This window comes from Microvirga sp. BF8 (genome assembly GCF_059888585.1).
The window spans coordinates 3949874-3973978 of record NZ_CM187619.1; the positions used below are offsets into that span (position 1 = coordinate 3949874).

General features: G+C 62.2%; 20 protein-coding genes and 1 pseudogene. 7 read left to right on the forward strand and 14 right to left on the reverse strand.

Annotated features, from left to right (window positions below; translation table 11 throughout):
* Positions 1-333 precede the first annotated feature (333 nt).
* Complete coding sequence (locus AC522E_RS18625) at positions 334-1233, forward strand: hypothetical protein (RefSeq protein ID WP_500747720.1); 900 nt, start codon at positions 334-336, stop codon at positions 1231-1233.
* A gap of 167 nt (positions 1234-1400) precedes the next feature.
* Here the strand turns inward: AC522E_RS18625 and AC522E_RS18630 are convergent, their stop codons facing one another.
* The 9 genes from AC522E_RS18630 to AC522E_RS18670 all read right to left on the reverse strand — a co-directional run bounded on the left by AC522E_RS18630 (position 1401) and on the right by AC522E_RS18670 (position 9974).
* On the reverse strand, positions 1401-1823 hold the full coding sequence (locus AC522E_RS18630; RefSeq protein ID WP_500747721.1) for an organic hydroperoxide resistance protein: 423 nt from the start codon (positions 1821-1823) through the stop codon (positions 1401-1403).
* 15 nt (positions 1824-1838) lie between these two features.
* On the reverse strand, positions 1839-3794 hold the full coding sequence (locus AC522E_RS18635; protein WP_500747722.1) for an oxidoreductase: 1956 nt from the start codon (positions 3792-3794) through the stop codon (positions 1839-1841).
* Positions 3795-3833: 39 nt separating this feature from the next.
* Positions 3834-4568 carry an SDR family NAD(P)-dependent oxidoreductase gene (locus AC522E_RS18640; RefSeq protein ID WP_500747723.1) on the reverse strand — a complete coding sequence of 245 codons (735 nt, stop codon included), beginning with the start codon at positions 4566-4568 and terminating at the stop codon, positions 3834-3836.
* Positions 4569-4583: 15 nt separating this feature from the next.
* Positions 4584-5288, reverse strand: a complete 705-nt coding sequence (locus AC522E_RS18645; RefSeq protein ID WP_500747724.1) for an ABC transporter ATP-binding protein — start codon at positions 5286-5288, stop codon at positions 4584-4586.
* On the reverse strand, positions 5275-6045 hold the full coding sequence (locus tag AC522E_RS18650) for an ABC transporter ATP-binding protein (RefSeq protein ID WP_500747725.1): 771 nt from the start codon (positions 6043-6045) through the stop codon (positions 5275-5277). The genes AC522E_RS18645 and AC522E_RS18650 overlap by 14 nt, the downstream gene beginning before the upstream one ends.
* Positions 6038-7042 carry a branched-chain amino acid ABC transporter permease gene (locus tag AC522E_RS18655; RefSeq protein ID WP_500747726.1) on the reverse strand — a complete coding sequence of 335 codons (1005 nt, stop codon included), beginning with the start codon at positions 7040-7042 and terminating at the stop codon, positions 6038-6040. The genes AC522E_RS18650 and AC522E_RS18655 overlap by 8 nt, the downstream gene beginning before the upstream one ends.
* Positions 7042-7923 carry a branched-chain amino acid ABC transporter permease gene (locus tag AC522E_RS18660; RefSeq protein ID WP_500747727.1) on the reverse strand — a complete coding sequence of 294 codons (882 nt, stop codon included), beginning with the start codon at positions 7921-7923 and terminating at the stop codon, positions 7042-7044. The genes AC522E_RS18655 and AC522E_RS18660 overlap by 1 nt, the downstream gene beginning before the upstream one ends.
* Before the next feature lie 21 nt (positions 7924-7944).
* Positions 7945-9114, reverse strand: a complete 1170-nt coding sequence (locus AC522E_RS18665; protein WP_500747728.1) for an ABC transporter substrate-binding protein — start codon at positions 9112-9114, stop codon at positions 7945-7947.
* Positions 9115-9278: 164 nt separating this feature from the next.
* Positions 9279-9974 carry a GntR family transcriptional regulator gene (locus AC522E_RS18670; protein WP_500747729.1) on the reverse strand — a complete coding sequence of 232 codons (696 nt, stop codon included), beginning with the start codon at positions 9972-9974 and terminating at the stop codon, positions 9279-9281.
* 204 nt (positions 9975-10178) lie between these two features.
* Here AC522E_RS18670 and AC522E_RS18675 point away from each other — a divergent pair, with 204 nt between their 5' ends.
* Genes AC522E_RS18675 through AC522E_RS18685 form a run of 3 tightly spaced genes read left to right on the forward strand, consistent with a single transcriptional unit; the run spans position 10179 to position 13141 of the window.
* The gene (locus AC522E_RS18675; RefSeq protein ID WP_500747730.1) at positions 10179-11039 is read left to right on the forward strand and encodes an isocitrate lyase/PEP mutase family protein; all 861 of its coding nucleotides are present in this window, start codon (positions 10179-10181) and stop codon (positions 11037-11039) included.
* Positions 11040-11057: 18 nt separating this feature from the next.
* Positions 11058-11741, forward strand: coding sequence for an isochorismatase family protein (locus AC522E_RS18680; RefSeq protein WP_500747731.1), 684 nt, complete (start codon positions 11058-11060; stop codon positions 11739-11741).
* Positions 11742-11746: 5 nt separating this feature from the next.
* Complete coding sequence (locus AC522E_RS18685; RefSeq protein ID WP_500747732.1) at positions 11747-13141, forward strand: dihydroorotase; 1395 nt, start codon at positions 11747-11749, stop codon at positions 13139-13141.
* A 685-nt stretch (positions 13142-13826) separates the two neighbouring features.
* Here the strand turns inward: AC522E_RS18685 and AC522E_RS18690 are convergent.
* The 4 genes and pseudogenes from AC522E_RS18690 to AC522E_RS18705 form a co-directional block, all read right to left on the reverse strand.
* Positions 13827-14939: pseudogene (locus AC522E_RS18690) on the reverse strand (Gfo/Idh/MocA family protein); the annotation flags it as partial.
* 1 nt (position 14940) lies between these two features.
* Positions 14941-15726 carry an ATP-binding cassette domain-containing protein gene (locus AC522E_RS18695; RefSeq protein ID WP_500747733.1) on the reverse strand — a complete coding sequence of 262 codons (786 nt, stop codon included), beginning with the start codon at positions 15724-15726 and terminating at the stop codon, positions 14941-14943.
* Between the two features lies 1 nt (position 15727).
* Complete coding sequence (locus AC522E_RS18700) at positions 15728-16867, reverse strand: ABC transporter permease (RefSeq protein WP_500747734.1); 1140 nt, start codon at positions 16865-16867, stop codon at positions 15728-15730.
* A 72-nt stretch (positions 16868-16939) separates the two neighbouring features.
* A complete protein-coding gene (locus AC522E_RS18705) occupies positions 16940-17881 on the reverse strand; it encodes a sugar ABC transporter substrate-binding protein (protein WP_500747735.1) in 942 nt (313 codons plus the stop codon).
* 291 nt (positions 17882-18172) lie between these two features.
* On the opposite strand from AC522E_RS18705, the gene AC522E_RS18710 reads away from it, so the two are divergent.
* Positions 18173-19021, forward strand: coding sequence for a MurR/RpiR family transcriptional regulator (locus tag AC522E_RS18710; protein WP_500747736.1), 849 nt, complete (start codon positions 18173-18175; stop codon positions 19019-19021).
* Positions 19022-19091: 70 nt separating this feature from the next.
* Here AC522E_RS18710 and iolG read toward each other — a convergent pair whose 3' ends face one another.
* Positions 19092-20081, reverse strand: a complete 990-nt coding sequence (iolG, locus tag AC522E_RS18715) for an inositol 2-dehydrogenase (protein WP_500747737.1) — start codon at positions 20079-20081, stop codon at positions 19092-19094.
* Between the two features lie 145 nt (positions 20082-20226).
* On the opposite strand from iolG, the gene AC522E_RS18720 reads away from it, so the two are divergent.
* Together AC522E_RS18720 and iolD are read left to right on the forward strand one after the other, a co-directional pair.
* Complete coding sequence (locus AC522E_RS18720; protein WP_500747738.1) at positions 20227-22140, forward strand: bifunctional 5-dehydro-2-deoxygluconokinase/5-dehydro-2-deoxyphosphogluconate aldolase; 1914 nt, start codon at positions 20227-20229, stop codon at positions 22138-22140.
* A gap of 95 nt (positions 22141-22235) precedes the next feature.
* On the forward strand, positions 22236-24083 hold the full coding sequence (gene iolD / locus AC522E_RS18725; protein ID WP_500747739.1) for a 3D-(3,5/4)-trihydroxycyclohexane-1,2-dione acylhydrolase (decyclizing): 1848 nt from the start codon (positions 22236-22238) through the stop codon (positions 24081-24083).
* The last annotated feature ends 22 nt before the right edge of the window (positions 24084-24105 follow it).

The window sequence follows — 24105 nt, forward strand, 5'->3', positions numbered from 1 at the left end:
CCTGCTGCCCCGGCAGCGGAGCGCGCCGGGTCGCGTGAGCGGACGCAACGGATTTACAGGTATCCATCGGCTCCTCCCTTGGGTTACGCAACCACTCGGCACAGGAGCAACGTCGACAAAGCTGTCGAACCAAGGCGGATCGTCGGGAGCTCAGGTCCTACGCAGGACTTTAACTTCTGGGAGCATGATACGCCCTACAGCCGGGCTGGCAAGCCGCGGGCGCGGCGCGAGTGCACCGCTGACCCGGGCCACGCTCGCCGGCGCCTTGACGCGGGACCCAGCCTCGGCTGCAATGGCCGGGGGCTGGATCACAGGACCCGAAAGGGGTTGTCCATGGACTGCCTTTCACGATGGGCGCTGTCTTGCGCCACGGTGCTGTCTTGCCTGGCCGGGGGAGCCAGCCAGGCGGCACGGGCCGCGGATCTCGCTCCTGCGCCAAATCCTGTCGGGTCCGCACCCGTTTCTCCACCCGGCTGGACCTTCCGGTTCGTTCCCTACGGCTGGCTCACCGCGATGAACGGTACCCAGACGGTCCGGGGACGAAGCGTCAAGGTCGATGCGAGCTTCATCGACATCGTCGAGAAGAGCGACACGCTCCTGGCCCTCATGGGTACCTTCGAGGCCCGCCGCGGCCCGTTCGCCCTTTACGGCGACCTGGTCTGGAGCAAGGTCGGGCTCGAGGGCGGCAACATCCGCACCCGCGCGCTGGCGCCCGGTGTGACGGGAACGCTCGGCACGTCCCTTGGTCTGGATGTTACGATGGCCATCGCCGAGGTCGGCGCCGCCTACGAGGTTGCGCGCTCCGGTCCGCTGGCCTTCGACGTCCTCGGCGGCGCCCGCTACTGGTATCAGGAAGCGGATCTGTCGTTCGCCGCAGCAGGTGCGATCGACATCGGCGACCTGGAGCTGGCGGGGGCTCGGGCCTTCGCCCGGTCCGGGTCCGTCGACTGGCTCGATCCCGTGATCGGCGCCCGCGTGCGCTATGCCGTGGCGCCGGGCCACGAACTCTTCCTGCGCGGCGACATCGGCGGGTTCGGCGTCGGCAGCAGGTTCTCATGGCAGGCCGTTGGCGGCTACGGCTTCGACTTCGGCACCTACAATGGCATCACCTTCTCGGGGATAATCGGCTATCGCGCCTTGTCGGTCGACTACGCGCAGGGCGAAGGCCAGCGGCGCTATGAATTCGACATCATCCAGCACGGTCCGGTGTTCGGCATCAGCGCCCGCTTCTGACCTACGATTGCTCCATTCCAGTCGCACCGGTCCCGATGGGACGAGCGTGCCCAAGGATCGATGGTCTGGAATGGCCGTTTCAGCGAATGCTTCGGCACTGGGAGACCGGATACAGATAAGCCCACGCGAATGGTCTCGTCCGCTATGGAGTCTGCGCGTGGATGCGTTCACTCAATCCTGTGACGAATGACGACATCCACCGTCTGCTTGATCGAGTTGGAATACGGGCAGACGTTATGGGCGTCCGAGACCAGGCTGGCGGCCTCTTCAGGCGACAGGCCGGATAGAACAATGTCAAGTTCCGCGGAAAGGACAAACCCGCCCTCTTCACGCTTCACAAGCCCGATATGGGCCGAGACCTCGTTGCGGGACAGGGTGAGCTTACGTGGCCGCGAGAGCGCTTGCAATGTCGCGCCGAAGCAGGCGGCATACCCTGCGGCAAAGAGCTGCTCCGGGTTCGTTCCACCTACGCCGGGCCCGCCCATCTCGCGGGGCCGCACAAGTTGCACGTCCAGCCCACCATCATCCGTCACCGCGCGCCCCTCGCGACCGCTGAACGCAGTGGCACGGGCAGTGTAAAGAGTCGACATGGCTTTCTCCTAAGATCAGGTCATACGGGCGACGGCATGAGCGTCGTAGATTGCTTCAAACAGGCTATGAGGCGCACGGGCATCGCCAACGACCGCTACAGGAACACCCAATCGCTCAAGTTCGGACTGCAGGACAAAGGCGCCGATGCCGCGGGATGCGAACAGAATGTCGTCAAAAGGACCGAAGGCGATTGTCTCCGCAGTGAACTTGTTGCGGGCGTGCACATGCCGATCCTGGATCGACTTTATCGCATGACCGGGCCGAAGTTTGACCCCCTGCTCTTCCAGACGCTCCATGGCTATCATCCGGCTGTAGATATTGACGTCCCAAAGGGGACTGTCCGGTGCGGAGAAGACCGTGACGGCAGCGCCGCGTGCTGCCAGGGTCTCGGCGGCAGACAGGGTCGCCCACGAGCCTGACTTATCGCAGATAGCAACTTGGCGCGATTGCCAGTGCTGACCGACATCGAGCATGGCCTCTTCGATCCGTCCGTCCATCCCGGGAGGGAGAGGCTCATCCTGAGCACCGGTTGCTAGAATGAGTACGTCGGGAGCAAAGGCAGCAATGCCCTCGGCCGTGGCATGGCGGTTGAGTTCTATCTCAGTGTCCGTTTTCTGAACCTGCTGGACAAGATAGGAGCGCATTCTGTTCAGGTCGCCCCGTCTGTGACCGAGGCCGCCAACCTGGAGCTTCCCACCGAGTTCGCCGGCGGCCTCCCATATGGTCACCTTGTGTCCGCGCTGCGCGGCAACACGGGCTGCTTCGAGGCCGGCAGGTCCGCCACCGACGATCAGAACACGCCGGGGATCATCCGTCTTCTCGGGCAGTTCGGGCCATTCCCGCTCCTTGCCGGAGCGCGGGTTCATCATGCAGGCGATCGGGCGATGAAAGGCGATTTGGCCGATGCAGTGGTTCGAAGAGATGCAGGGCCGGATATTGTCTTCCTCGCCCGCCAACGCCTTTTCGATGATGCGTGGATCGGCCATGTGAGCGCGGTTCATGCCCACCATATCGATCTTACCGGTAGTGAGTGCATCCTCGCAATCCCGCAGCGAGGTGTAGCGGTTAACGGTAATGAGCGGGGTTTCGCCGATCACGTCCCGCAGCCGTATTGTTTCTTCGAGATACGGATGATGGGGATAGCTCATGTCCGCGACATGGTGCCCGATGCTTGGCCAATGATAGGCGGCGACCGAGGCATGGATGAACGCGCAGCCGGATCGCTGAGCGGCGAGCCGGATGATCTCCAGACTCTCCTCCGGCGTCATCCCTCCGTGCATCAGGTCTGCGACGGACACACGGACTCCGACCTCAGCCTTGTCGCCGACGGCTCCAAGAACAGCGTCGAGAATCTCGAGGGGATAGCGCATGCGGTTTTCGAAGCTGCCGCCATAATCGTCCGTCCGGAAGTTGCATGCCGGCGACAGATATTGGTGCAGCAGATGTCCGTGCCCGAAATGCACCTCCATGCCCTCAAAGCCCGCTTCGATGGCAAGCAGGGCGGTGCTGACATAGGCCTCCCTGACCTCGTCCATTTCCGCGCGGGTCATCGCATGGGGAATCTCGCCGCTCGTCGTCCATGGAACGGGCGAGGGGCCCCAAGCCGGCAGGCGCTCGGTGAAGTTATCGGAATGGCGTCCGGTATGGGTGATCTGGGTAAAGGCGTGCGCACCTTCGCTCCTGATGGCATCCGTGATGCGACGGAGCATCGGCACCGCTGCGGGCTCCCCGCCCGAGAGGCCGCCCGCGCGGCCAAGTGACGTGCGATGAACGCGCAAAGGCTCGAGAAAGATCAGTGCCACGCCACCCTTCGCCCGTTCCTGGAGGTAGGCGAGGTGCCGATCCGTCGGCAGGAAGTTCTCGGCGAAATTCGTGGTATGGGCAGGCAGGAAAATACGGTTGCGAAGGCTCACATTGCCGATGCGGAAAGGCTTGAAGACATTAGGGTATTTTTCGTGGGCGGACATCATTCGACTTCCCTGCGAGACACTTAGCAACTGAACAGCGATTTAACTCAAGGTTCCACCGCCATCGGCGAGGACGGTCGCCCCCACCAGGGCCGACATTTCAGGTGCCGCGACGGATAGGATGATGTCCGCGATCTCCCCAATTTCGAGGAAGCGGCCGACCGGCATGCGCGCGACGACCTGAGCGACATATTCAGGGGATTGCCGCGCCACCTCTGTCATCGGAGAAGAAACCGGTCCTGGAGCAACGCCGCAAACGCGGATACCTTCCTCGATCCATTCAACCGAGGAAGCCTTGGTGAACTGCACGATCGCGGCTTTCGACGCCGCATAGACGGCCCGTCCGCCACCGCCGCCGAAGGCATGCTGTGTCGCAACGTTGACGATGACGCCACCGCGCCCACCGGTGCTCTTGCGCATCCTGCGCGCCAGACCGATTGCCAGCTTCATGGAGCCTATCGTGTTGATGCCGAAGACCGAATCGATGTCCTGAAAGCTGTGCTCGAACAGCGGCTTTCGCAGAATCACCCCGGCATTGTTGATGAAGATGTCGACTTCCCCGACCTCTTCGCAGGCCCGGACGATCTGCTCGCTCTGCGTCTGATCGCAATGGACGATGCGCTTGGCGCCCAATTCCGCAGCGAGGGCTGTCAGCGCCTCGCCTGGCTGATCGATAAGGATCAGCTCGGCCCCCTCCCGGCGAAATCTGCCTGCGGTCATGGCCCCAATTCCGCCGGCTGCGCCGCTAATGGCCACGACTTTTCCGTGAAACCTCATGGATACGATCCAGTCCTAGTGGCCCAGATAGGCCGCAAGCAGCGACTTATCCCGCAAGAGTTCTTCGGCAGGGCGGCTGAGAGCGATCTTTCCAGCCTTCAGCACGATGGCATCAACGGCCGAATGGATGGCAACGCCGACATTCTGCTCGACAAGGAGAACCGTCAGGCCATTCTCGCCCAGGGTGCGGATCGTATCGATCAGCGTATCGACCATTGTCGGCGACAATCCTGCGGACGGTTCATCCATCATGATGACTTTCGGGTCGCTCATGAGGGCACGGCCGATTGCAACCTGCTGCTGCTCGCCGCCCGAGAGGGCTCCGGCCGGACGCTTGAGCTTCTGCGACAGCATCGGATAGATCGACAATACGCGATCCATTCTCTCCGCCCGTAGTCTGCTGCTCGAGACGGTCGCAGCTCCGGCCATGAGATTGTCGCGAACGGTCAGGGACGGAAAAACCTCGCGCCCCTGCGGGACGTGGGCGATCCCGGCCTCGACTGCCTTTCTTGGACCGGCACCCGTCAGCCGTCGATCACCGACGTAGATTTCGCCGGACTTAAGAGGCACCAATCCGGAGAGCGCATAAAGCGTTGTCGACTTTCCGGAGCCGTTTCCTCCCATGAGGGCTGTCACGACACCTTCGCGGATGGACAGGCTCAGTCCGCTCAGGACCTGCGTTTGGCCGCGCCAAACCTCAATGTTCTCAGCTCTCAGCATAGTATCCCCGCCCGAGATAGCTTTCGATCACCTTAGGATCGGCCGTGACCGCCTCGGGCTTTCCATTGGCGATCACGCTGCCCGCGCTCATGACGATCACGCGGTCGCAGGAGTTCAGGACGAGCTGCATGACATGTTCGATGAGAAGGACAGTCGTGCCGAAGGTCTTCCGGATCTGCTTGATCTTACTGGTCAGCTCGTCGACACGGGGAGCAGTCAGTCCGACTGCAGGCTCATCCAGAAGCAGGATCTTGGGCTGGCTCACGAGGGCGCGAGCAATCTCGACCAGCCTTTGCTGGCCGAAGGAAAGGCTGGTTCCCAGGCGGTCCGCAAAGGCGGCCATGCCGACCCAGTCCAGGATTTCCATCGCTTTCCGGCGAGCCTCATCCTCCCGGCGCGTGACAGAAGCTGTGTTGAAGAAAGCAGGCACGAAGCCGTAGCCGATCTCGGGCTCGACACCGAGCATGACATTCTCAACGACGGTCATACCACCGCAGAGAAGGCTCGTCTGAAAGGTCCGGCGGATCCCGGCGGTGGCGATGACATGAGCCGCCTGACCCGTCATGTCACGCCCGTCCAGTCTCACGCATCCCTTTTGCGGGCGGTGAATACCGGTAATCACGTTCATGACGGATGTCTTGCCGGCGCCGTTCGGGCCAATCAGCCCGAGGATTTCACCTTTTTCGAGCGCGAAGGTGACATCCTGGAGAACTTTTACGCCACCGAAGGACAGAGAGAGGTGGCTGACCTCAAGCATTATTGCCTCCCGTGGAGAGCTGGGCCAACCGTTCCCCTGTTTTCGGCGCCTCGGCGACGGTCTGACGACGGCGACGGTTGCGGAGTTCCGTGAATAGAGGCGTCAGGCCCTTCGGAAGGAAGAGGACAAAGACGATCAGCATTCCGCCGAAGATAACTTCGAGCCAGCCTTGCGAGTCACGCAGATATTCCTGAAGCGCGATCACGATCACAGGGCCGATGATAGAGCCTCCCATCGTTCCGAGGCCGCCTACTACGACCATGATCTGCATCAGAACCATCTGATCGAGATTGAAGCTCTCCGGCGCCACGAAGCCGAGCAGCGCAGAGAAAAGACCGCCCGAGAGACCCGCGAAGGCGGCGCTGATGGCAAATGCAATGGCTTTGGTGCGCGTGACGTTGACGCCCATCGAGGCGGCGGCGATCTGATTATCCCTCACTGCGATGAAGCGCCGGCCAAAACTGGTGCGTACGAGAGATCCGACCAGGACATAGCTGACGAAGCACAGGACAAGCGTCACAAGAAAGGCGCTTTGGGTTTTGTCGAGACCGAAGCCCAATGAGATGGCCGGTGCTCTGAAGCCGCCTGCTCCAAAGGTCACCGAAGTCCAGTTGATGAGAACCCAATGGACGGCCTGAGCCAAGGCCAGGGTAGCGATGGCCAGATAGATGCCTGACATGCGCAGAGCCGGAAGGGCGAAGAGGAGCCCACAGGCGACTGTGCCAACAATCGCAATCAGCCAAGCCAGCGGGAAGGGCAACCCGAGGTGAAGCTGGAGAAGGCCTGTGATGTAGGCGCCGATGCCGAAGAGCGCCGCGTGCGCGAATGACAGCTGCCCCGTATAGCCCATCAGGACATTCAGCCCGATGATGAGCAGGATGAAGATCAGCATACGGTTGAACATGAACAGGAAGTAGGGGTTCATGTTCAGACCGATCGCCGCAGCAATGAGTGTGACTATCAGGGGGATGAACCAACGCGATTTCAGGACGCGCATCAGACGGACCTCCGCAGCTTCGCGCCGAACAGACCACGTGGGAAGAAGACGAGAGTGATGAAGATCAGGACGAAAGCGGAAAGCTCCTGCGCCTTGGTAGCGATGTAGCCGGAAACAAAGACCTCAGTGAGCCCGAGGCAGATCCCGCCGATGACTGCACCGGGAAGGCTCACGATCCCGCCGATGATCGCCGCCGCAAACCCTTTTAGGAACAGTGGAAATCCCATATCGGGATAGAGCAGCGTCGAAGGAGCCAGGAGAAAGCCGGCAACCCCGGTGACGACAACACTGACGACGATGGCGCTGCAGAGGACGAGCGATGTCGGAATGCCCACGATCGTGGCCGCCCTAGGATTGTCGGCGACGGCCCGCATGAACAGACCCAGGCGCGTATAGCGGAAGAAGAGGGAGAAGAGCACGAGCATGATTATCGCGCCGCCCATCATCACGAGATATTGCAGCGGGACGATGACGCGACCGCCGAAGAGAATGAGCGGCGGGCCCGAGATGAGCGGGGGGATCGCCAGATAATCCCCCTGCCCTCCCCAAACGATGCGGATGATCCCCTTGAGAAGGAAGGACAGGCCGATCGTTGCAATCAGCAGAGCTGCAGCATGTTGCGGCTTCAGGAGAGGCCGCAACAGAAAGTACATCCCTATTCCGACCAAGGCCGAGATGACCACAACACCGAGCAGCGCCGATGCCGCCCCCAAGCCGAATGCCACCAGAATCGAGTAGGATAGGAATCCGCCTCCAGCGACAATATCGCCTTGCGAGAAATTGACGGCATCCGCTGCTTTCGCCAGGACGACCACGCCAAGCGCGATCAATCCGTAAAGCAGGCCGTTCGCGATGCCGCTCGCGACCAGAACCGAAAACATGCTGCAGGTCCTTCGTTGACGCTACTTCAGCGACGAAATGCCGACGACTTCAGCAGTGCCATTTGGAGAGCGTTTGACCCATGCCGCGGATTGCAGGCACTGATGGGTTTCACAGTTGAGCGGGGCCGGCGCAAATGTCGTTTGCACGTCCCGAACCGCATCCATTGCCGACACGAAGGAAGCCCGCGTGAGGTCCGGCCCTGCGGCTTCAAGCGCTTTCGCCACGAGTTCGCCGGCGGTGATGCCATACAGGTTATAGGAGTGCGGTTTATCGGAGGGGAATTTCGCCGTCAGCTTCTCTCTCCACGGAGCAGCTTCCTTCGCCTCGACTGGGTACTTCGTGGGCGAAATGGTCAGGAACGTATCCGTGGCACCTGGAACGGCAACCTGATCATAGAACGCCACGGGATCGGGGATCACGCTCGTCCCCAGGAACTCGGCCTTGAAACCGAGACGGGCGGCGTCACGGAGGAAGATGGATGCCGGCTTGGGATAGTTGATCAGGAGAACCGTGTTGGCGCCCGAGGCCTGGACGCGAAGCACCTGAGCGGTTGCGTCATTGGCCTCCATGGACAACTCCTCATCCACGGCGACTTCAATTCCGGCGCCCTTCAGGGCCTCAAGGAGCGTCGTATGACGGTCACGGCCCCAGGCATCATGCTGGGCGACGATCGCGACCTTCTTGATACCCTTGTCGCTAAGATACTTGGCCTGAAGTGCGCTCTCGAGGTTCGACGTGAGCATGGATGTGAAAACGGTCGGCTGCTTCGGAGCCGAGATGGCATTTGAAGCGGCGGCGAAATTCACGAACGGAATGCCGGAGCTCAGGATATCTTCCTTGGCGGCGACGACGCCGTTGGAGCAGGAGCCCCCCACGATCGCGAAAACCTGATCGGTGTGAATCAGCTTACGGACCGCCGTGATGGCGCCGGAAGGATCACATTGATCGTCGACGCGAACGAGTTGAAGCTTCCGGCCATGGATACCGCCCTTTGCATTCACCTCGTCGAACAGCACTTCGAGGCCGTTCATCGTCAACTTCCCGAATGCGAAGTTTGCACCCGTGATCGGTCCGAAGGTTCCGATCTTGATCGTATCGGAGGTGACACCGGTTTCGGCTGAGGCCGGCAGCGCGACGCTCGTCGCTGCCAGCAGGCCCAACAGAAAGGCACTTTTGGAATGAAGCTTCATCTGATTCCCCTGGAATTATATGCTTCGGCAGGCTGCACTGCCTTCCAAGGGTAAAGTCGCCCGGTTCAAACTGTCAACAGTTTATGTCGAGTCTGGCTAGAATTGGCCGCCGATGGGCGCCAGCTGCGCGAGATCCGCTCAATATGACCGCCGAATGACCATTATTACGTAGCCATTCGTTGCGATTGTAGGCAATTTGGCTTATCGCGCAGCGCTGCCATCGTACTGATCCGGGCATTTCGAAGGTGGAGACGCATCGCCGCTTCGGCCAGATCTGGATTCCGCGCAGAGAGTGCATCGACGATCTGTCGATGCTCAGCAAGCGCAGCCATCGCACGTCCAGGCTGCGTACCGGACTTCCTGCGCTGGATACGCAACTGGAAATAGATCTCGTTCATGAGAATCTGCTGGATGGGCGCACATGATGCGGCACGCATGATCGCAAAATGAAAGTCCTCATCCCCGGTACCCTGCAGATACCGCGCCTGCGCCTCACCGTTGATGTTCATGGTGTGAGCGTCAAGCATCTCATAAATAGAGGAGATTTCCTGATTTGTTATGGATTGAGCCGCCAGGCGAGCGGCCATTCCCTCAAGGGCCTCGCGCGCATAGAAGAGTCCTTCGATCTCCTCTCGCGTCATGCCACGCATGCGAACGCCCTGGTTGAGTCGACGCTCGACCAGCCGTCCCTCAAGCCTTCCCAGAGCCTCTCGTAGCGGTCCTCGGCTAACCCCCAACTGACGGGAAAGGCTGGACTCGGAGATACGCTGGCCAGGCTCAAACTCTCCGGAAGTAATGACCCCCAGAAGCTGCTCCATAATTTCGTCGACAAGCGATCCCCGCCGCTTTGGCTCAGACATGATTTCAATGCTCAGTTATATCTACAGAGGCTATTCTATAGCAGATTCCGAGCAGAGTGCTTCTAGAAAATTTCTCGACGCCGGCGGCAGGAGCTATGGGACAGGGGAAATACATCCTTCTGTCGACAGTTTGCCTAAACTGTTGACAATCGCGAGTGTGCAGCTCAATTTGCATCCATCAGAATTCATTTGGTTGATGTGAGCATGACGAAGAATGAGCGCCTTAAGGAACTCGCGATGAGGCGCGAGGCCATCATCGTGCCTGGCGCAGCCAATGCGATGTTTGCAAGGCTGATAGAGGATGCGGGCTTCCCGGTGGTCTATGTGACGGGCGCAGGCATCGCCAACATGGCGCTGGGCATGCCTGATATCGGCCTCACGACATTGAGCGAAGTCGCCCAGACAGTCAGCGCCATATCGGATGTGGTTGACCTTCCCCTCATCGTGGATGCGGATACCGGCTTCGGCAATCCGCTGAACATGCACCGGACGGTGAAGCTCCTTGAGAAAGCCGGGGCGTCCGCTCTCCAGATTGAGGACCAGGTCTTCCCGAAGAAGTGCGGCCATTTCGCCGGGAAGGATGTCATTCCAGGCGCGGAGATGGTTCAGAAGATCAAGGCTGCCGTCGACGCGCGAAAGGATCAGAACCTTCAGATCATTGCCCGCACCGATGCCCGTGCCATCAAAGGATTGGAAGCGGCCTTGGAACGAGCCCACAGCTATGTAGAGGCTGGCGCCGACATCATTTTCGTCGAGGCGCCCCAGAGCATCGTGGAACTCGAGCACATCGCCAGGAGCTTCTCCGTTCCCCTGGTGGCCAACATTGTCTTCGGAGGCAAGACGCCGGATCCGGGACGCGCGTGGTTCGCGGAAATGGGCTTCGCCTTCACCCTCTATGCCAATGCGACTCTGCAGGCCTCCCTGCGAGCATCGCGCCAAGTCCTTGAAGCGCTGAGCCAGGATGGCTCGCTGGAACAGGTGGCGGACAAGCTCGCTGGCTTCGAGGAAAGGCAATCCGTTGTGGCCAAGCCCTATTGGGACAGCCTCGAACAGAAATTCACCTGATAGCGATTGGAGCCGAAGATGAGCATGCCTTGGAGCGGGATCGTTCCCGATGAAGATGAGCGCCGTTATGACGCCGCCGGCTTCGGCCGCAAATCATCCCTGGGAAAAAGGCCAGCGCTGCTGATCATCGATGTCCAGTACCGGACGATCGGCACGAGCCCATTGCCGTTCTGGGAATCCATCAAGGAATTCTCTACCTCGTGCGGAGATGTGGGATGGGCCGCTATGGCCAATATCCGCAGCCTCCTCGACTATTTCCGCGAACGTGACTGGCCGGTGATGTACCCCTACGTCGCTCCCAAGGAAGCGTTCGATGTAGGGCGCTTGGCCGAAAAAGTGCCCGCTCTCATGACGATTGCCTCCAAGGGCTACGAGTTTCCCTCTGAAATCGCGCCACTGCCGAAGGATGTCCTTCTGCCCAAGAAGCATCCGTCAGCCTTTTTCGGCACCCCGCTCGCAAGCTATCTGATCGACAAGGGCGTCGACAGCGTCGTTGTAACCGGCTGCACGACGTCCGGCTGCGTGCGCGGATCGGTGGTCGACGCTTTTGCCTATAATTTCCGTGCCATTGTGCCACATGACGCTGTCTATGACCGCTCGCAAACGGCTCATGCGGTCAATCTCTTCGATATGGCTTCCAAATACGCCAACGTCATGACCACGAGCGAAACCCTCTCCGCTCTGACTCAAATTGTGGACTGAGCACCATGTACGATACGATCATTCGCAACGTCAGAGCCGTTCTGCCGGACACCGGTGTCACATCGTGCTCGATCGCCATTTCGGATGGCAAAATCGCGAAAATTCTTCCGGTCGAGACAGATGCACACGCTACTGAAGCCATAGATGCCTCCGGGCTCGTCGCGCTCCCAGGTGCCATCGATGCCCATCTCCACCTAGGCCACGGCAATTCCATTGCACGGCCGATGGTCCCCGCCGACTCCGACGGGGAGACGGCGGCGGCGGCCAAGGGGGGCATCACCTGCTTCATCCCATATTTGCTGGATACGGGCGACTACAGCAATATTGCCTCCGAGGTTCTCGATGTCACGAGCGCGGGTGCCCGTATCGATTTCGGCTATCACTTCATCATCTCAACGGAAGAGCAGCTCAGCGCCGTTCCTCGCTATATCGCGGAGCATGGGGTTGTCAGCTTCAAGCTGTTCATGAACAACCGGGGCGGCGAAGGGAGCCGCCTTGGACTGCCTGACATCGACGACGGATTCCTTTTCCGCCTCGCCGAGAGTGCCGCAGCGCATGGGGGCCTCGTAGCGCCGCACCCGGAGAACATCGAGGTTGCCTGGGTGTTACGCGATCGGATCAAGGCGCAGGATCCCGAAGGAAAGGGCGGGCTGAAGGCGTGGGATGACAGCCGTCCCGATTTCGTTGAGGCTGAGGCCGTGCAGCGCATCGCGTATCTTGCCAAGCAGGTCGGAGCGCCGGTCCACGCCGTGCATATCTCGTCGACAAAGGCATTGGAGGCCGGACTTCTGCAGCGTTCGGCCGGCGCATCCCTTACGATGGAAACCTGCCCTCACTACCTGACCCACGATATTGATTGGGAGGGTGGTGACGTTGGCAAGATCAATCCTCCGGTCCGGCGTCGAGAGAACTGCGAGAGGCTTTGGCAGGCTCTGGCGAATGGTGAGATCGACACGGTTGGAACCGACCACGTCCATCGTCCGAAGAGTGCAAAGAAGGGCGGCATCTGGTCAGCCTCGCCTGGATGCCCTGGCATGGAGACCATGCTCCCTGTGCTCCTGAGCGAGGGGTATCACAAGCGCGGATTGTCACTCGAGCGCATTGCCGAGCTGACGGCGGAGAATCCTGCTCGCATCATGGGACTTTCGCATCGCAAAGGCTCCATTGCCGAGGGCATGGATGCCGACCTTGCCCTTGTAGACCTGGAGAAGGAGTGGGTTGTTTCCGACGCAGATGTCGTTTCATCAGCCGGGTACTCAATCTATGAGGGCTGGACGTTTAAGGGAGCAATCGTCCACACTCTCGTGCGTGGCAGCTTTGCTGTACGGGACGGTTCACTCGTAGATGCTTCTGTCGGGGCCGGCCAATATATCAAACGCCAGCTCAGACCTTCCGCCTAGCAGCCTTAGCGAGCTCGGTCCGGATGGCGTCGCGCTCGTCACTGCACTTGGAACCATTCAGCGGGATCTCGCCGACAGCGAGTATGTCAAACCCGCAGCACCTGGCTACGAACTGGTAGCAAGCGGCGCGTGTCGCCTCGGAATTATTGCGCAGAAAATCGGCGACAGTCCTGGTGGCACTGCCGGATGATGGGGATGATCCAGTCGAGACGGTGGGGATGGGGAACCATCATCCCCGCCACTCCGGCTACCGCTTTCGCCGGAAGTGATCCGCGACTCCATTCGGTTGTACTGCCCTTTCCGTCAGACCTGTCGAAGCGCGCACGACCCGGCCGTGCAATCCCGGCCAGCCCACCGCGTCCCGCGCTCGACCGTACAAGTAATATCAGGAGGCTCATATCGGGCGCCGATCCAGGGTCACATGTGCACGCTGATCGATCTGTCGATCACGCGCCCATCCTTGGCTGATCCAATCCTCATCTGTTGCTGCTGCTCGAGCATGTCGATCGGCGCAGCTCACTATGGATCGAGTGCCGTCCTGGCCGCGTTGTCCCGGTTTGCGTACCTTGGGGCCAATCTTGACTTACGGCAGATGGCTCGAGGAGCCGGCGCGCTCGCCATCGGCGGTCGGGGATCCGCTCTCGCACGACCGCGCCCGTTCGGAGCCATGGCTCAGCGCTGCTCTCCCGACCTCCGCCCATCGGTTCTGATGGGCGCTGCGTGCAATGGCGTCGACGGCGCGCTCGATACGGATGCCGTCATCGAAATCAATGATGTGCGCCGTCTCGCCGGCGATGCGGCGGATCAGCTCGCGGCACTCGATGATCTTCAGTTCGTTGAAGCCCAGCGTATGCCCAGGGGCAGGAATGAACCTGTCGTAGGGCGGATGGTGCGGCGAGGTCAGGATGGTGCGAAAGCCCTGAACGTCCTTCGGCCCTTCCGCCGTGTAGAGCTGGACTTCGTTCATTCGCTCCTGGTCGAAGACGATGGTACCCTTCGACCCGAAGATCTGCACGAAGATGCGCCCCTTGCGCCCCCAGGCGGACCGATTGAGGGCGATGAGCCCGGATGCACCGTTCTCCAGTTCGATCAGCGTCGTGGCGATATCATAGGTCTCGACCCCGCGCCGCCCACCTTCTCTCATGGGGCGATCGGCATAGGGCTTCGCCATGTGACCGCAGACACGCTGGACATGGCCGACGAGAACCTGGATCAGGCTGAGCGCATGCACACCGAAATCATCCAGTGCGCCATGACCGGATGTGGCTTCGCTCTTCCAGGAGAAGAGCTCGTCCGGATCGGCCATGAAGTCCTCGTCCATTTCAACGCGGACATGGTTGACGTCGCCGATCCGGCCGTCATTCAGCATGCGCTGGATCAGGCGGATTGCCGGGTTCTGGACGTAGTTGTAGCCGAGTGCCGCCACCGTGCCCGAGGCACGGGCGGCGTCCTGCATCCGTTCCGCATCGGCGAGCGTCGTCGCCATGGGCTTCTCGCACCAGACATGCTTGCCGGCGCTCAGTGCCGCAACGGCCATTTCCGGGTGTAGTGCATTCGGCGCCGTGATCGACACCACGTCGACGGCGGGATCTTCGACCAGGGAGCGCCAGTCATCCGTGGCTGTCTCGAAACCAAGCTCCCGCGCCTTCCCTTCCGCGCGCTCAAGAGAGGCTTCCGCGAGCATCGCGAGACGCGGACGGGGCACATCGCCAAACACCGGTGCGACGGCGTTCCAGGCGAGCGCATGGCACTTGCCCATGAAACCCGTGCCGATCAGTCCGATGCCGAGCGCCTTCATGTCACACCATGCCGCCAAGTTCGGCCGAGAGCGATTGCAGTTCCTTGCCCCCGGCCATGAGATTCTGCAACTCGTCGATCTGGATCGCGGATTTGGTATAGGTGCCGAGAGTCCGGCCTCGGTTGAGGACCGTGAAGCGGTCGCCCACCGCATAGGCGTGGCGCACATTGTGGGTGATGAAGATGACGCCGAGGCCCTTCTGGCGCACCTGGTGGATGTATTTGAGCACCATCGAGGTCTGCGCCACGCCAAGCGCCGAAGTCGGCTCGTCGAGGATGAGAACCTTCGCGCCAAAATAGACCGCGCGGGCGATGGCGACGCATTGGCGCTCGCCGCCGGACAGGGTGCCTACGGCTTGGTTGGGATCGCGGACATCGATGCCGATCCGATGCATCTCCTCCCGCGTCACCTCGTTGCAGTGATCGAAGTCGATATAGCGCATCGGCCAAACGCCTTTGGTCGGCTCGCGTCCCATGAAGAAATTTCGCGTCACGGACATCAGCGGGATCATGGCAAGATCCTGATAGACCGTCGCGATGCCGGCATCGAGCGCATCGCGCGGGCTCGTGAAGGTGACGTGTTCGCCATCGACGAGAAATTCGCCGCTCGTCGGCCGATGTACGCCGGCGAGCGTCTTGATGAGCGTGGACTTGCCGGCGCCATTGTCGCCGAGAAGGCACATGACCTCGCCGCGGCTGACCGTGAGCGACACGCCCGAGAGAGCGATCACCGAGCCGAAATGCTTAACGAGATTGCGGATGTCGATGAGCGGAGCCGTGCTATCCATGTCAGCGCTCTCCCGTGACCTTGCGACGGATGAAGTTGTTGAACAGCACCGCGAGCAGAAGCATTGCTCCGAGGAACACCTGGAACCAGTCCGAGTCGAAGCGCGTATAGGTCAGCCCGATCGAAACCATGCCGAAGATGATGGCGCCGAAGAAGGCGCCGATGGCCGAGCCGTAGCCGCCGGTGAGCAGGCAGCCACCGATCACGGCGGCAATGATCGCTTCGAACTCCTTCTGGAATCCGCGGCGGGAATCTGTGGAGCCTGCGTCCAGCACCGTCAGGATTGCCACCAGGGCTGCGGCGCATGCCGTGAGCATGAAGAGGCCGGTCTTCACCCGGTCGACAGGAACGCCGGAATTGCGCGCCGCGTTCGCATCGCCGCCCGCGGCGAAGATCCAGTTTCCGGCACGCGTGCGCAGGAGGATCCAGGTGGCGACGAGGGCGAAGAGGATGAACCACACGATGGAGACGGGAACCCCGGTAACGGTCGGAGTGCCGTTCGGGAATTTGCCGATGATGTCATGAGCGGCGAGCCAGGCGAAGACGCCTTCCAGCGCATTGCCCGAGAAGATCTCGCGGACGATGCCCTCGCCCGCCCTGTCGCCGATGCCGCGCATCTGTGTCGACCCACCGGTCGCCCATTTCAGGCCGACGAGGGAGAGGCCACGCAGGATGAAAAGGAAGGCCAGGGTCACAATGAAGGATGGCAGCCTGGTGCGAATGACGATCTGGCCGTTGAGTCCGCCGAGAAGGGCGGCCAGGACGAAGGTCGCCGCGATGGCGAGAAGAAGCGGCCAGCCGGTCAGGGTCAGGAAAGTTCCAAAGATCAGGCCGGCGAAGGCCACCATCGATCCGATGGAAAGATCGAATTCACCGCCGATCATCAGCATTGCCGCCGCGATGGCGAGGATGCCGAGCTGCGCGGCGGGGGCCAGAATGTTCATGACGCCCGCAAGCGTGAACATCGAGGAATCCGCGGTCGAGAGAAAGAAGATCGTGACCAGAACAAGACCTGCGAGCGCCCCGAGCTCGGGACGGCGCATGATCTTGGTCAGGAGCGACACTTCCTTCAGACGCTCGTCCGCCGCGGGACCGGGAGGGACCGGTGCGACAGGCGCGGTCGAGTGACTGATGTCCGTCATGGGGACCTCCCTCTGGAGACAGCCTCGATGGACGAAGGCCCGCGGCTGCGACCGCGGGCCTCGCGCAATCGCCTAGCGGATGCCCTTGGCCGAGAGATCGACCACCTGGGCGGCCTTGTCCTTTGTGATCAGGTTCGGGCCCGACGGCACGTCACCACCCGGGATCAGGCCGTACTTCGCGTTGAGCGCCAGGAAGACAACCGGCAGGTACCCCTGAAGGTATTGCTGCTGGTCGATGGCGAAGGCGGCTTCGCCCGCGGACACGGCCTTCAGGAAGTTGGCGGACAGGTCGAACGAGGCGACCTTGACCGAGCCGGTCTTGCCGGCCTCCTTCACTGCCGCAACAGTCGGCTCTCCGGACAGGGGCGCTCCCAGCGCCATGATGGTGTCGATGGACGCGTCCGAAGACAGCGCCGCCTTCACCTTGGCCCGAATGTCGGACGGATCGTTGGAGACCGGCAGAACGGTGACCTTGCCGCCGAAGCCTTCGCTGAAGCCTTTGCAGCGCAGGTCGAGCGACACGTTGCCGACCTCGTGGTTCACGCACAGGCCGACCTTGCCCCCCATCTCCTTGAGTTTGGCGCCCGCGGCCTTGCCGGCATCGAGTTCGTCCTGGCCCACATGGAGCAGCGCCCCAAGCTTCTTCGACACGTCTGATCCGGAATTCATGGAGATCACCGGGATCCCGGCGGCCACGGCCTTCTGGATCGACGGACCGAGGGCCGAGGAATCCGGAATCGACACAATGAGGCCGGACGGCTTCTGGTTGACTGCGGCGTCAATCAGCTGGGACATGGCGACCATGTCGAACGTCTCGGGCGCCCGGTAATCCACCTGCACCTTCATGTCCTGACCGGCGGCGGTGACGCCGTTCTTCACCACCGACCAGAACGGATCGTTGGCCTGACCATGGCTGACGACGATGATGCGGGCATTCTGCTGAGCCACGGCCGGAACCGCGGCGGCGAGGGTCAGGGCTGCGGCGGCAGCAAGACCAGTGATGAACGATTTCATAGGCTTTCCTCCCGAAGGGTCTCGTTGTTCATCGCGGCCGGTGCTTCCGGCTTGGCGACGTCGATACGGCTCGAATGCCGCGCGATTGAGTTCCGCAGAAGGTGAGCAAACGACTCGTCTGAGCGAATCATCTGCAAGCGCGGCGTTTCCTCTGCCAGTCGGATCGCCCTCGAAAACGGAACGATCAAACCTTTTGTTCTTAATTGTGGAATTTTTATTCCATTTTTGACGGATCGGTGTCAAGGTCTCCTCTCGCCGTCGGAGATAGGGCGCAGGAGGATCGAAAGAAGCATGGAGGCCCCGTCGCAGGCGAAGCCGGATCCCGTGCCGGACGACTATGAAAGCCTGAAGCTCCTCTTGCTGAGGCGGCGCGAGACGTTCCCGAAGCGTCTGAAGCAGCTCGCCGCCTTCGCGCTCGAGCATCCCGAGGAAATGGCATTCGGCACCGTGGCCGGCATCGCCGACCATGCAGGTGTGCAACCCTCGACGCTGATCCGCTTCGCGAAGGGTCTCGGCTACGACGGCTTCTCCCACCTGCAGCAGATCTTCCGCGATCGGTTGCGAGAGCGTTTTCCCGACTACCGGGAGCGTCTCCAGGGCCTGCGCGCCTCGGAGGGATCCCATCTCCACGCCACATCGCTCCTCGACGGTTTTACGGAGGCAGCCGCCGTTTCTCTGGACCGTATGCGCAGCTCGATCGGCATGGAGGAATTCTCCCGCGCGATTGCGGCCCTGGCCAAGGCGGACACGATCTATCTGCTCGGCGCGCGCCGCGTCTTCCCGGTTTCGGCCTATTGCGCCTATGCGTTCGGGAAGCTGGGGGTCCGCTCCATCCTGATCGACCACGTCGCGCAGTTGGGTCCCGAACAGCTCGCCACCGCCAGCGACCGGGACGCGGTCCTCGCGATCAGCTATACTCCGTATTCCCCCGTGACCATCGACCTGGCCGCGACTGCGTCGCGACGGGAGATTCCGGTCGTCGCCATCACCGATTCGGCATTCTCGCCGCTGGTGAGCAGCGCCGCCGTCTGGCTCGAGATCGCGGAGGCGGATTTCGGGGCCTTCCGCTCGCTCTCCGCTTCATTCGCCCTGGCGATGGCGCTCGTGGTCGGGGTAGCGGAGAAACGGGCAGGAGCATGAGCCCCGGAACGAAAACGGCCGGGCGAGCCCGGCCGAGATCGTCGGATTTGCAAGCTGTCCCGGACGCTTGCTAGAGCTTCACCGGCTTCCCGCTCTTTGCGGATTCCGTTGCCGCATCGGCCAGGCGCTGCGCCTTGAGGCCGTCATAGCCCGTCGGGTCGCACACGGTGCCCTTCTTCACGGCAGACAGGAAAGCATCAAGTTCCGCCCGGTAGGCGTCCGCGTAGCGCTCCAGGAAGAAATCCTGCACGGGATCGGCGGTAATTCCGGCGGCGTTCGCCACCTCCACCGTCGTGCGATGGATGTTCCCGGCACGGATCATGCCTTTCGAGCCATGCACCTCGATTCGCTGATCGTAGCCATAGGTCGCGCGGCGGGAATTGGAGATCTGCACGATTCGGCCCTTAGCGGTCTTCAGCATCACCGCCGCGGTATCCACATCCCCAGCCTGGCCGATGGCGGGATCGACGAGGGACGAGCCGACCGCATGGACCTCCACCGGCTCGTCGCCGAGCAAGAGAAAACGCGCCATGTCGAGGTCGTGGATCATCATGTCCCGAAACAGACCGCCCGAAGTGGCGATATAGCTGACTGGCGGCGGGCCGGGATCGCGCGACAGGATCGTCACCAGCTCGACCTCACCGACCTCGCCGTCTGCCAGGCGCCGGTGCAGGCTGGCGAAATTCGGATCGAAGCGCCGGTTGAAGCCGATCATCAGCGGCGTTCCCGCCTTCTCGACGGCGGCGAGGCAGGTCTCGATCCGGGCGCTGGCGAGATCGACCGGCTTCTCGCAGAACACGGCCTTTCCGGCCCGCGCGCCGCGCTCGATGAGATCGGCATGGGTGGTCGTCGGCGTGCAGATCAGGATGGCATCCACATCGGCCCGCTCGACGACCGTATCGAGGGAGGCGACCTCCGCCCCTGTCGCTCCCGCAAGTTCTTGCGCGGAGGGCCCGTGGGGATCCGCCACCGCCACAAGGCGGGCCTCCGGATGAGTGGCGGCATTGCGGCCATGAATGCGGCCGATTCGGCCCGCGCCCAGAACGGCGATCCTGATCATGTTGTCCCCGAGATGTTTTGCCAGCTTAGAAGCAAGTTTGGAATTGATGTTCCAGACCAAGCTGCTAATAGAATAAACATTCTATTGCCGCAAGGGTCCGTCAGAGACCTGCGCCCGGCCGCGGGGCCGGCTCCGGAGTATGATCATGAAGCCGATTCTGGATGTCGTCACCATCGGCCGCTCGTCCGTCGATCTCTACGGTCAGCAGGTCGGCGGCCGGCTGGAGGACATGGCCTCCTTCTCGAAGGCGGTGGGCGGCTGCCCTGCTAACATTGCTATCGGCACGGCGCGCCTGGGCCTGAAATCGGGCCTGATCACCCGGGTCGGCGACGAGGCCATGGGCCGCTTCATCCGCGAGCAGATGGAACGTGAGGGCGTCTCGACGCAAGGAATCGTCACGGACAGCGAGCGCCTGACTGCGCTCGTGATCCTCGGCGTGCGCGACGAGGATTCCTTTCCGCTGATCTTTTACCGGGACAACTGTGCCGACATGGCGCTGACCGCGGACGATATCGACGAGGCCTTCATCGCCTCCGCGGCCGCCATCGTCGTGACAGGCACGCATTTCTCCCGCGAGAACACCGCTGCCGCTCAGAGGAAAGCAATCCGCGCTGCGAAGGCTCACGGTCGAAAGGTCGTGTTCGATGTGGATTACCGACCCAATCTCTGGGGCCTTCTCGGCCATGGCGCCGGCGATTCGCGCTATGTGCGGTCGGATGCGGTGACGGAACACCTGAAGCCGATCCTGGCGGAATGCGACCTCATCGTCGGCACGGAAGAGGAACTGCACATCGCCGGCGGGTCGGAGGATACGCTCCAGGCCATCCGCAACATTCGCAATGTTTCGACCGCGACCATCGTCTGCAAGCGCGGGCCGATGGGCTGCGTCGTCTTTCCCGGCGCTATTCCGGATTCCCTCGATGCAGGCGTGAAAGGCCCGGGCTTCCCGGTCGAGGTCTACAACGTTCTCGGCGCCGGCGATGCGTTCCTCGCCGGCTTCCTGCGCGGCTGGCTGAAGAACGAGGCGCTCGAGACCTGCTGCGCCTACGCCAATGCGAGCGGCGCCTTCGCGGTCTCGCGCCTCCTGTGCTCGCCCGAAATCCCGACCTTCACCGAGCTCCAGCACTTTCTCAAGAACGGCAGTCCCCACCGGGCCCTGCGTTTGGACGAAAAGATCAACCACATCCATTGGGCGACCACCCGCCGGCCCGGCCCCGACAGCCTTATGGCGCTCGCCATCGATCATCGCATGCAACTCGAAGCGATGGCGAAAGACATGGGAGCACCGGTCGAAAGAATTTCGGATTTCAAAGTGCTCGCCGTGCAGGCCGCCGCGCGCGTCGCCGACGGCAGGCCCGGATTCGGCATGCTTCTCGACGGTACCTATGGCCGCGAGGCGCTGTTCCGCGCCGCGGACCATCCGTTCTGGATCGGACGCCCGGTAGAGCGCCCCGGATCGCGTCCGCTCGATTTCGAGAATGGCGGCAGCCTCGGCGCGCAGCTCCTCGAATGGCCCGTCGGCCATACCATCAAATGCCTGTGCTTCTATCACCCGGACGATCCGCCTGAGCTGAAGGCGCGGCAGGAACGGGAGCTGCTTCGTCTCCATGACGCCGCGCGCAGGATCGGTCGCGAGCTGCTGATCGAAATCATCGCCGGGAAGAATGGTCCCCTGAAGACGAACACGGTCGCCGCTGTGCTGCAGCGCCTCTATGATCTCGACATCAAGCCGGATTGGTGGAAGCTCGAGCCGCAGACGGAGGCAGCTGCCTGGCAGTCGGTCGGCGAGACCATCACGCACAACGATCCTCATTGCCGCGGCATCGTCCTGCTCGGCCTGGAAGCGCCGGAGGACGAGTTGGAGGCGGCATTCGCTGCCGCTGCCAAGGAGCCCTGGGTGAAGGGCTTCGCGGTGGGGCGCACCATTTTCAGCGAGGCCGCCCGCAGCTGGCTCTCGGGAGAGATCACGGACGAGGCTGCTGTCGCGGATATGGCCGGGCGATTCCAGCGCCTCGTCGATGCGTGGCAGCGTGTCGCCGGACAAGCGAAGGCCGCCTGACGAACACCACGATCTGCGGGGCTCTTGACCGGTTCCGCACTTGACGTTCTGGATGGCGACCCCCTGCCGCCTGCCCGATTTGAACAGGAGCCCGCATGAGCACGATCCGCCTCACAATGGCCCAGGCCATCGCTCGATTCCTGACGATGCAGAAGACCGAAATCGGCGGAGAGATCCTGCCTCTCTTCGCAGGCGTCTGGGCCATTTTCGGGCACGGCAACGTCGCCGGCATGGGCGAGGCCCTGCACGCCGTGCGCGACCGGCTTCCCACCTATCGGGCCCACAACGAACAGGGCATGGCCCATGCGGCCATCGCCTTCGCCAAGGCCTCCCGCCGTCGCCGCATGATGGCCTGCACCACCTCCATCGGACCAGGCGCGACCAACATGGTGACGGCCGCGGCCGTCGCCCACGTGAACCGCCTGCCCGTGCTGCTCCTGCCCGGCGACGTCTTCGCCAATCGCAGGCCCGATCCGGTGCTGCAGCAGATCGAGAGTTTTTCGGATGGGACGGTTTCCGCGAACGATTGTTTCAAACCCGTGTCGCGCTATTTCGACCGCATCGCGCGGCCGGAGCAGATCATTCCCGCCCTGCAACGGGCGATGACCGTGCTGACCGATCCGGCAGAATGCGGCCCCGTGACCCTTGCCCTGTGTCAGGATGCACAGGCGGAAGCCTACGATTATCCGGAAACCTTCTTCGCGGAAAAGATCTGGAACCCGCGTCGCATCCGGGCGGACCGGACGGAGCTGGCAGAAGCCGCCGCCATCATCCGTGAGGCGAAGAAGCCGTTCATTGTGGCCGGAGGCGGCGTGCTCTATTCCGGCGCCGAACAGACCCTCGCGGATTTCGCTGCGAAGCGGGGCCTTCCACTTGGGGAAACCCAGGCCGGCAAATCGAGCCTGCCGCACGACCACGCTGCCAATCTCGGCGCCATCGGCGTCACGGGTACGGGCGCAGCCAATACGCTTGCGGAAGAGGCGGATGTGGTGATTGCGGTCGGCACCCGCCTGCAGGATTTCACCACCGGCTCCTGGGCCCTCTTCAAAAATCCGAACCGCCGCATCGTGGCGCTGAACGTTCTTCCCTTCGACGCAACGAAGCACAACGCGAAGTCCCTCGTCGCCGATGCCAAGGCCGGGCTCGAGGAGCTGAGCGAGACCCTCGGCGCCTGGAAGGCCCCCGAATCATGGACGGCAAAGGCAGCGGAAGAGAAGGCGCGCTGGTTCAAGGAATCCGCGCACTTCACGGATCCTACCAACGCGGAGCTGCCTTCGGATGCACAGGTGATCGGGGCCGTGCAGCGCAACGCCCCCCCCGGCGGGGTGGTGGTCTGCGCGGCGGGCGGACTTCCCGGTGAGTTGCACAAGCACTGGAGGGCGGCGCAGGCCGGCGGCTACCATATGGAATACGGCTATTCCTGTATGGGCTACGAGATCGCCGGCGGCCTCGGCGTGAAGATGGCGGATCCGAGCCGCGATGTCACCGTGATGGTCGGCGACGGTTCCTATCTCATGATGAATTCCGAACTCGCCACTTCGGTGATGCTGGGTCTCAAGCTCACGATCGTCCTTCTCGACAATCGGGGCTTCGGCTGCATCAACCGGTTGCAACGGGCGACGGGTGGCGAGAGCTTCAACAATCTGCTGCAGCATACGCGCCACGTGACCCTGCCGGACATCGACTTCGCCGCCCACGCGGCGAGCCTCGGCGCCGATACCGTCAAGGTGAGAGGCATCGGCGAATTGGAGACGGCGTTGAAGGATGCGCGCAAGGCCGAGCGCAGCACCGTCATCGTCATCGACACCGACCCGTTAGCTTCGACCGATGCAGGCGGACATTGGTGGGACGTGGCCGTGCCCGAAGTCTCGGTGCGGCCGCAGGTCAACGAAGCGCGCAAGGCTTATGAGAGCGCACTCGCCTCACAGCGGGTGGGCGACTGAACAGCACAACGAGAGAGAACAA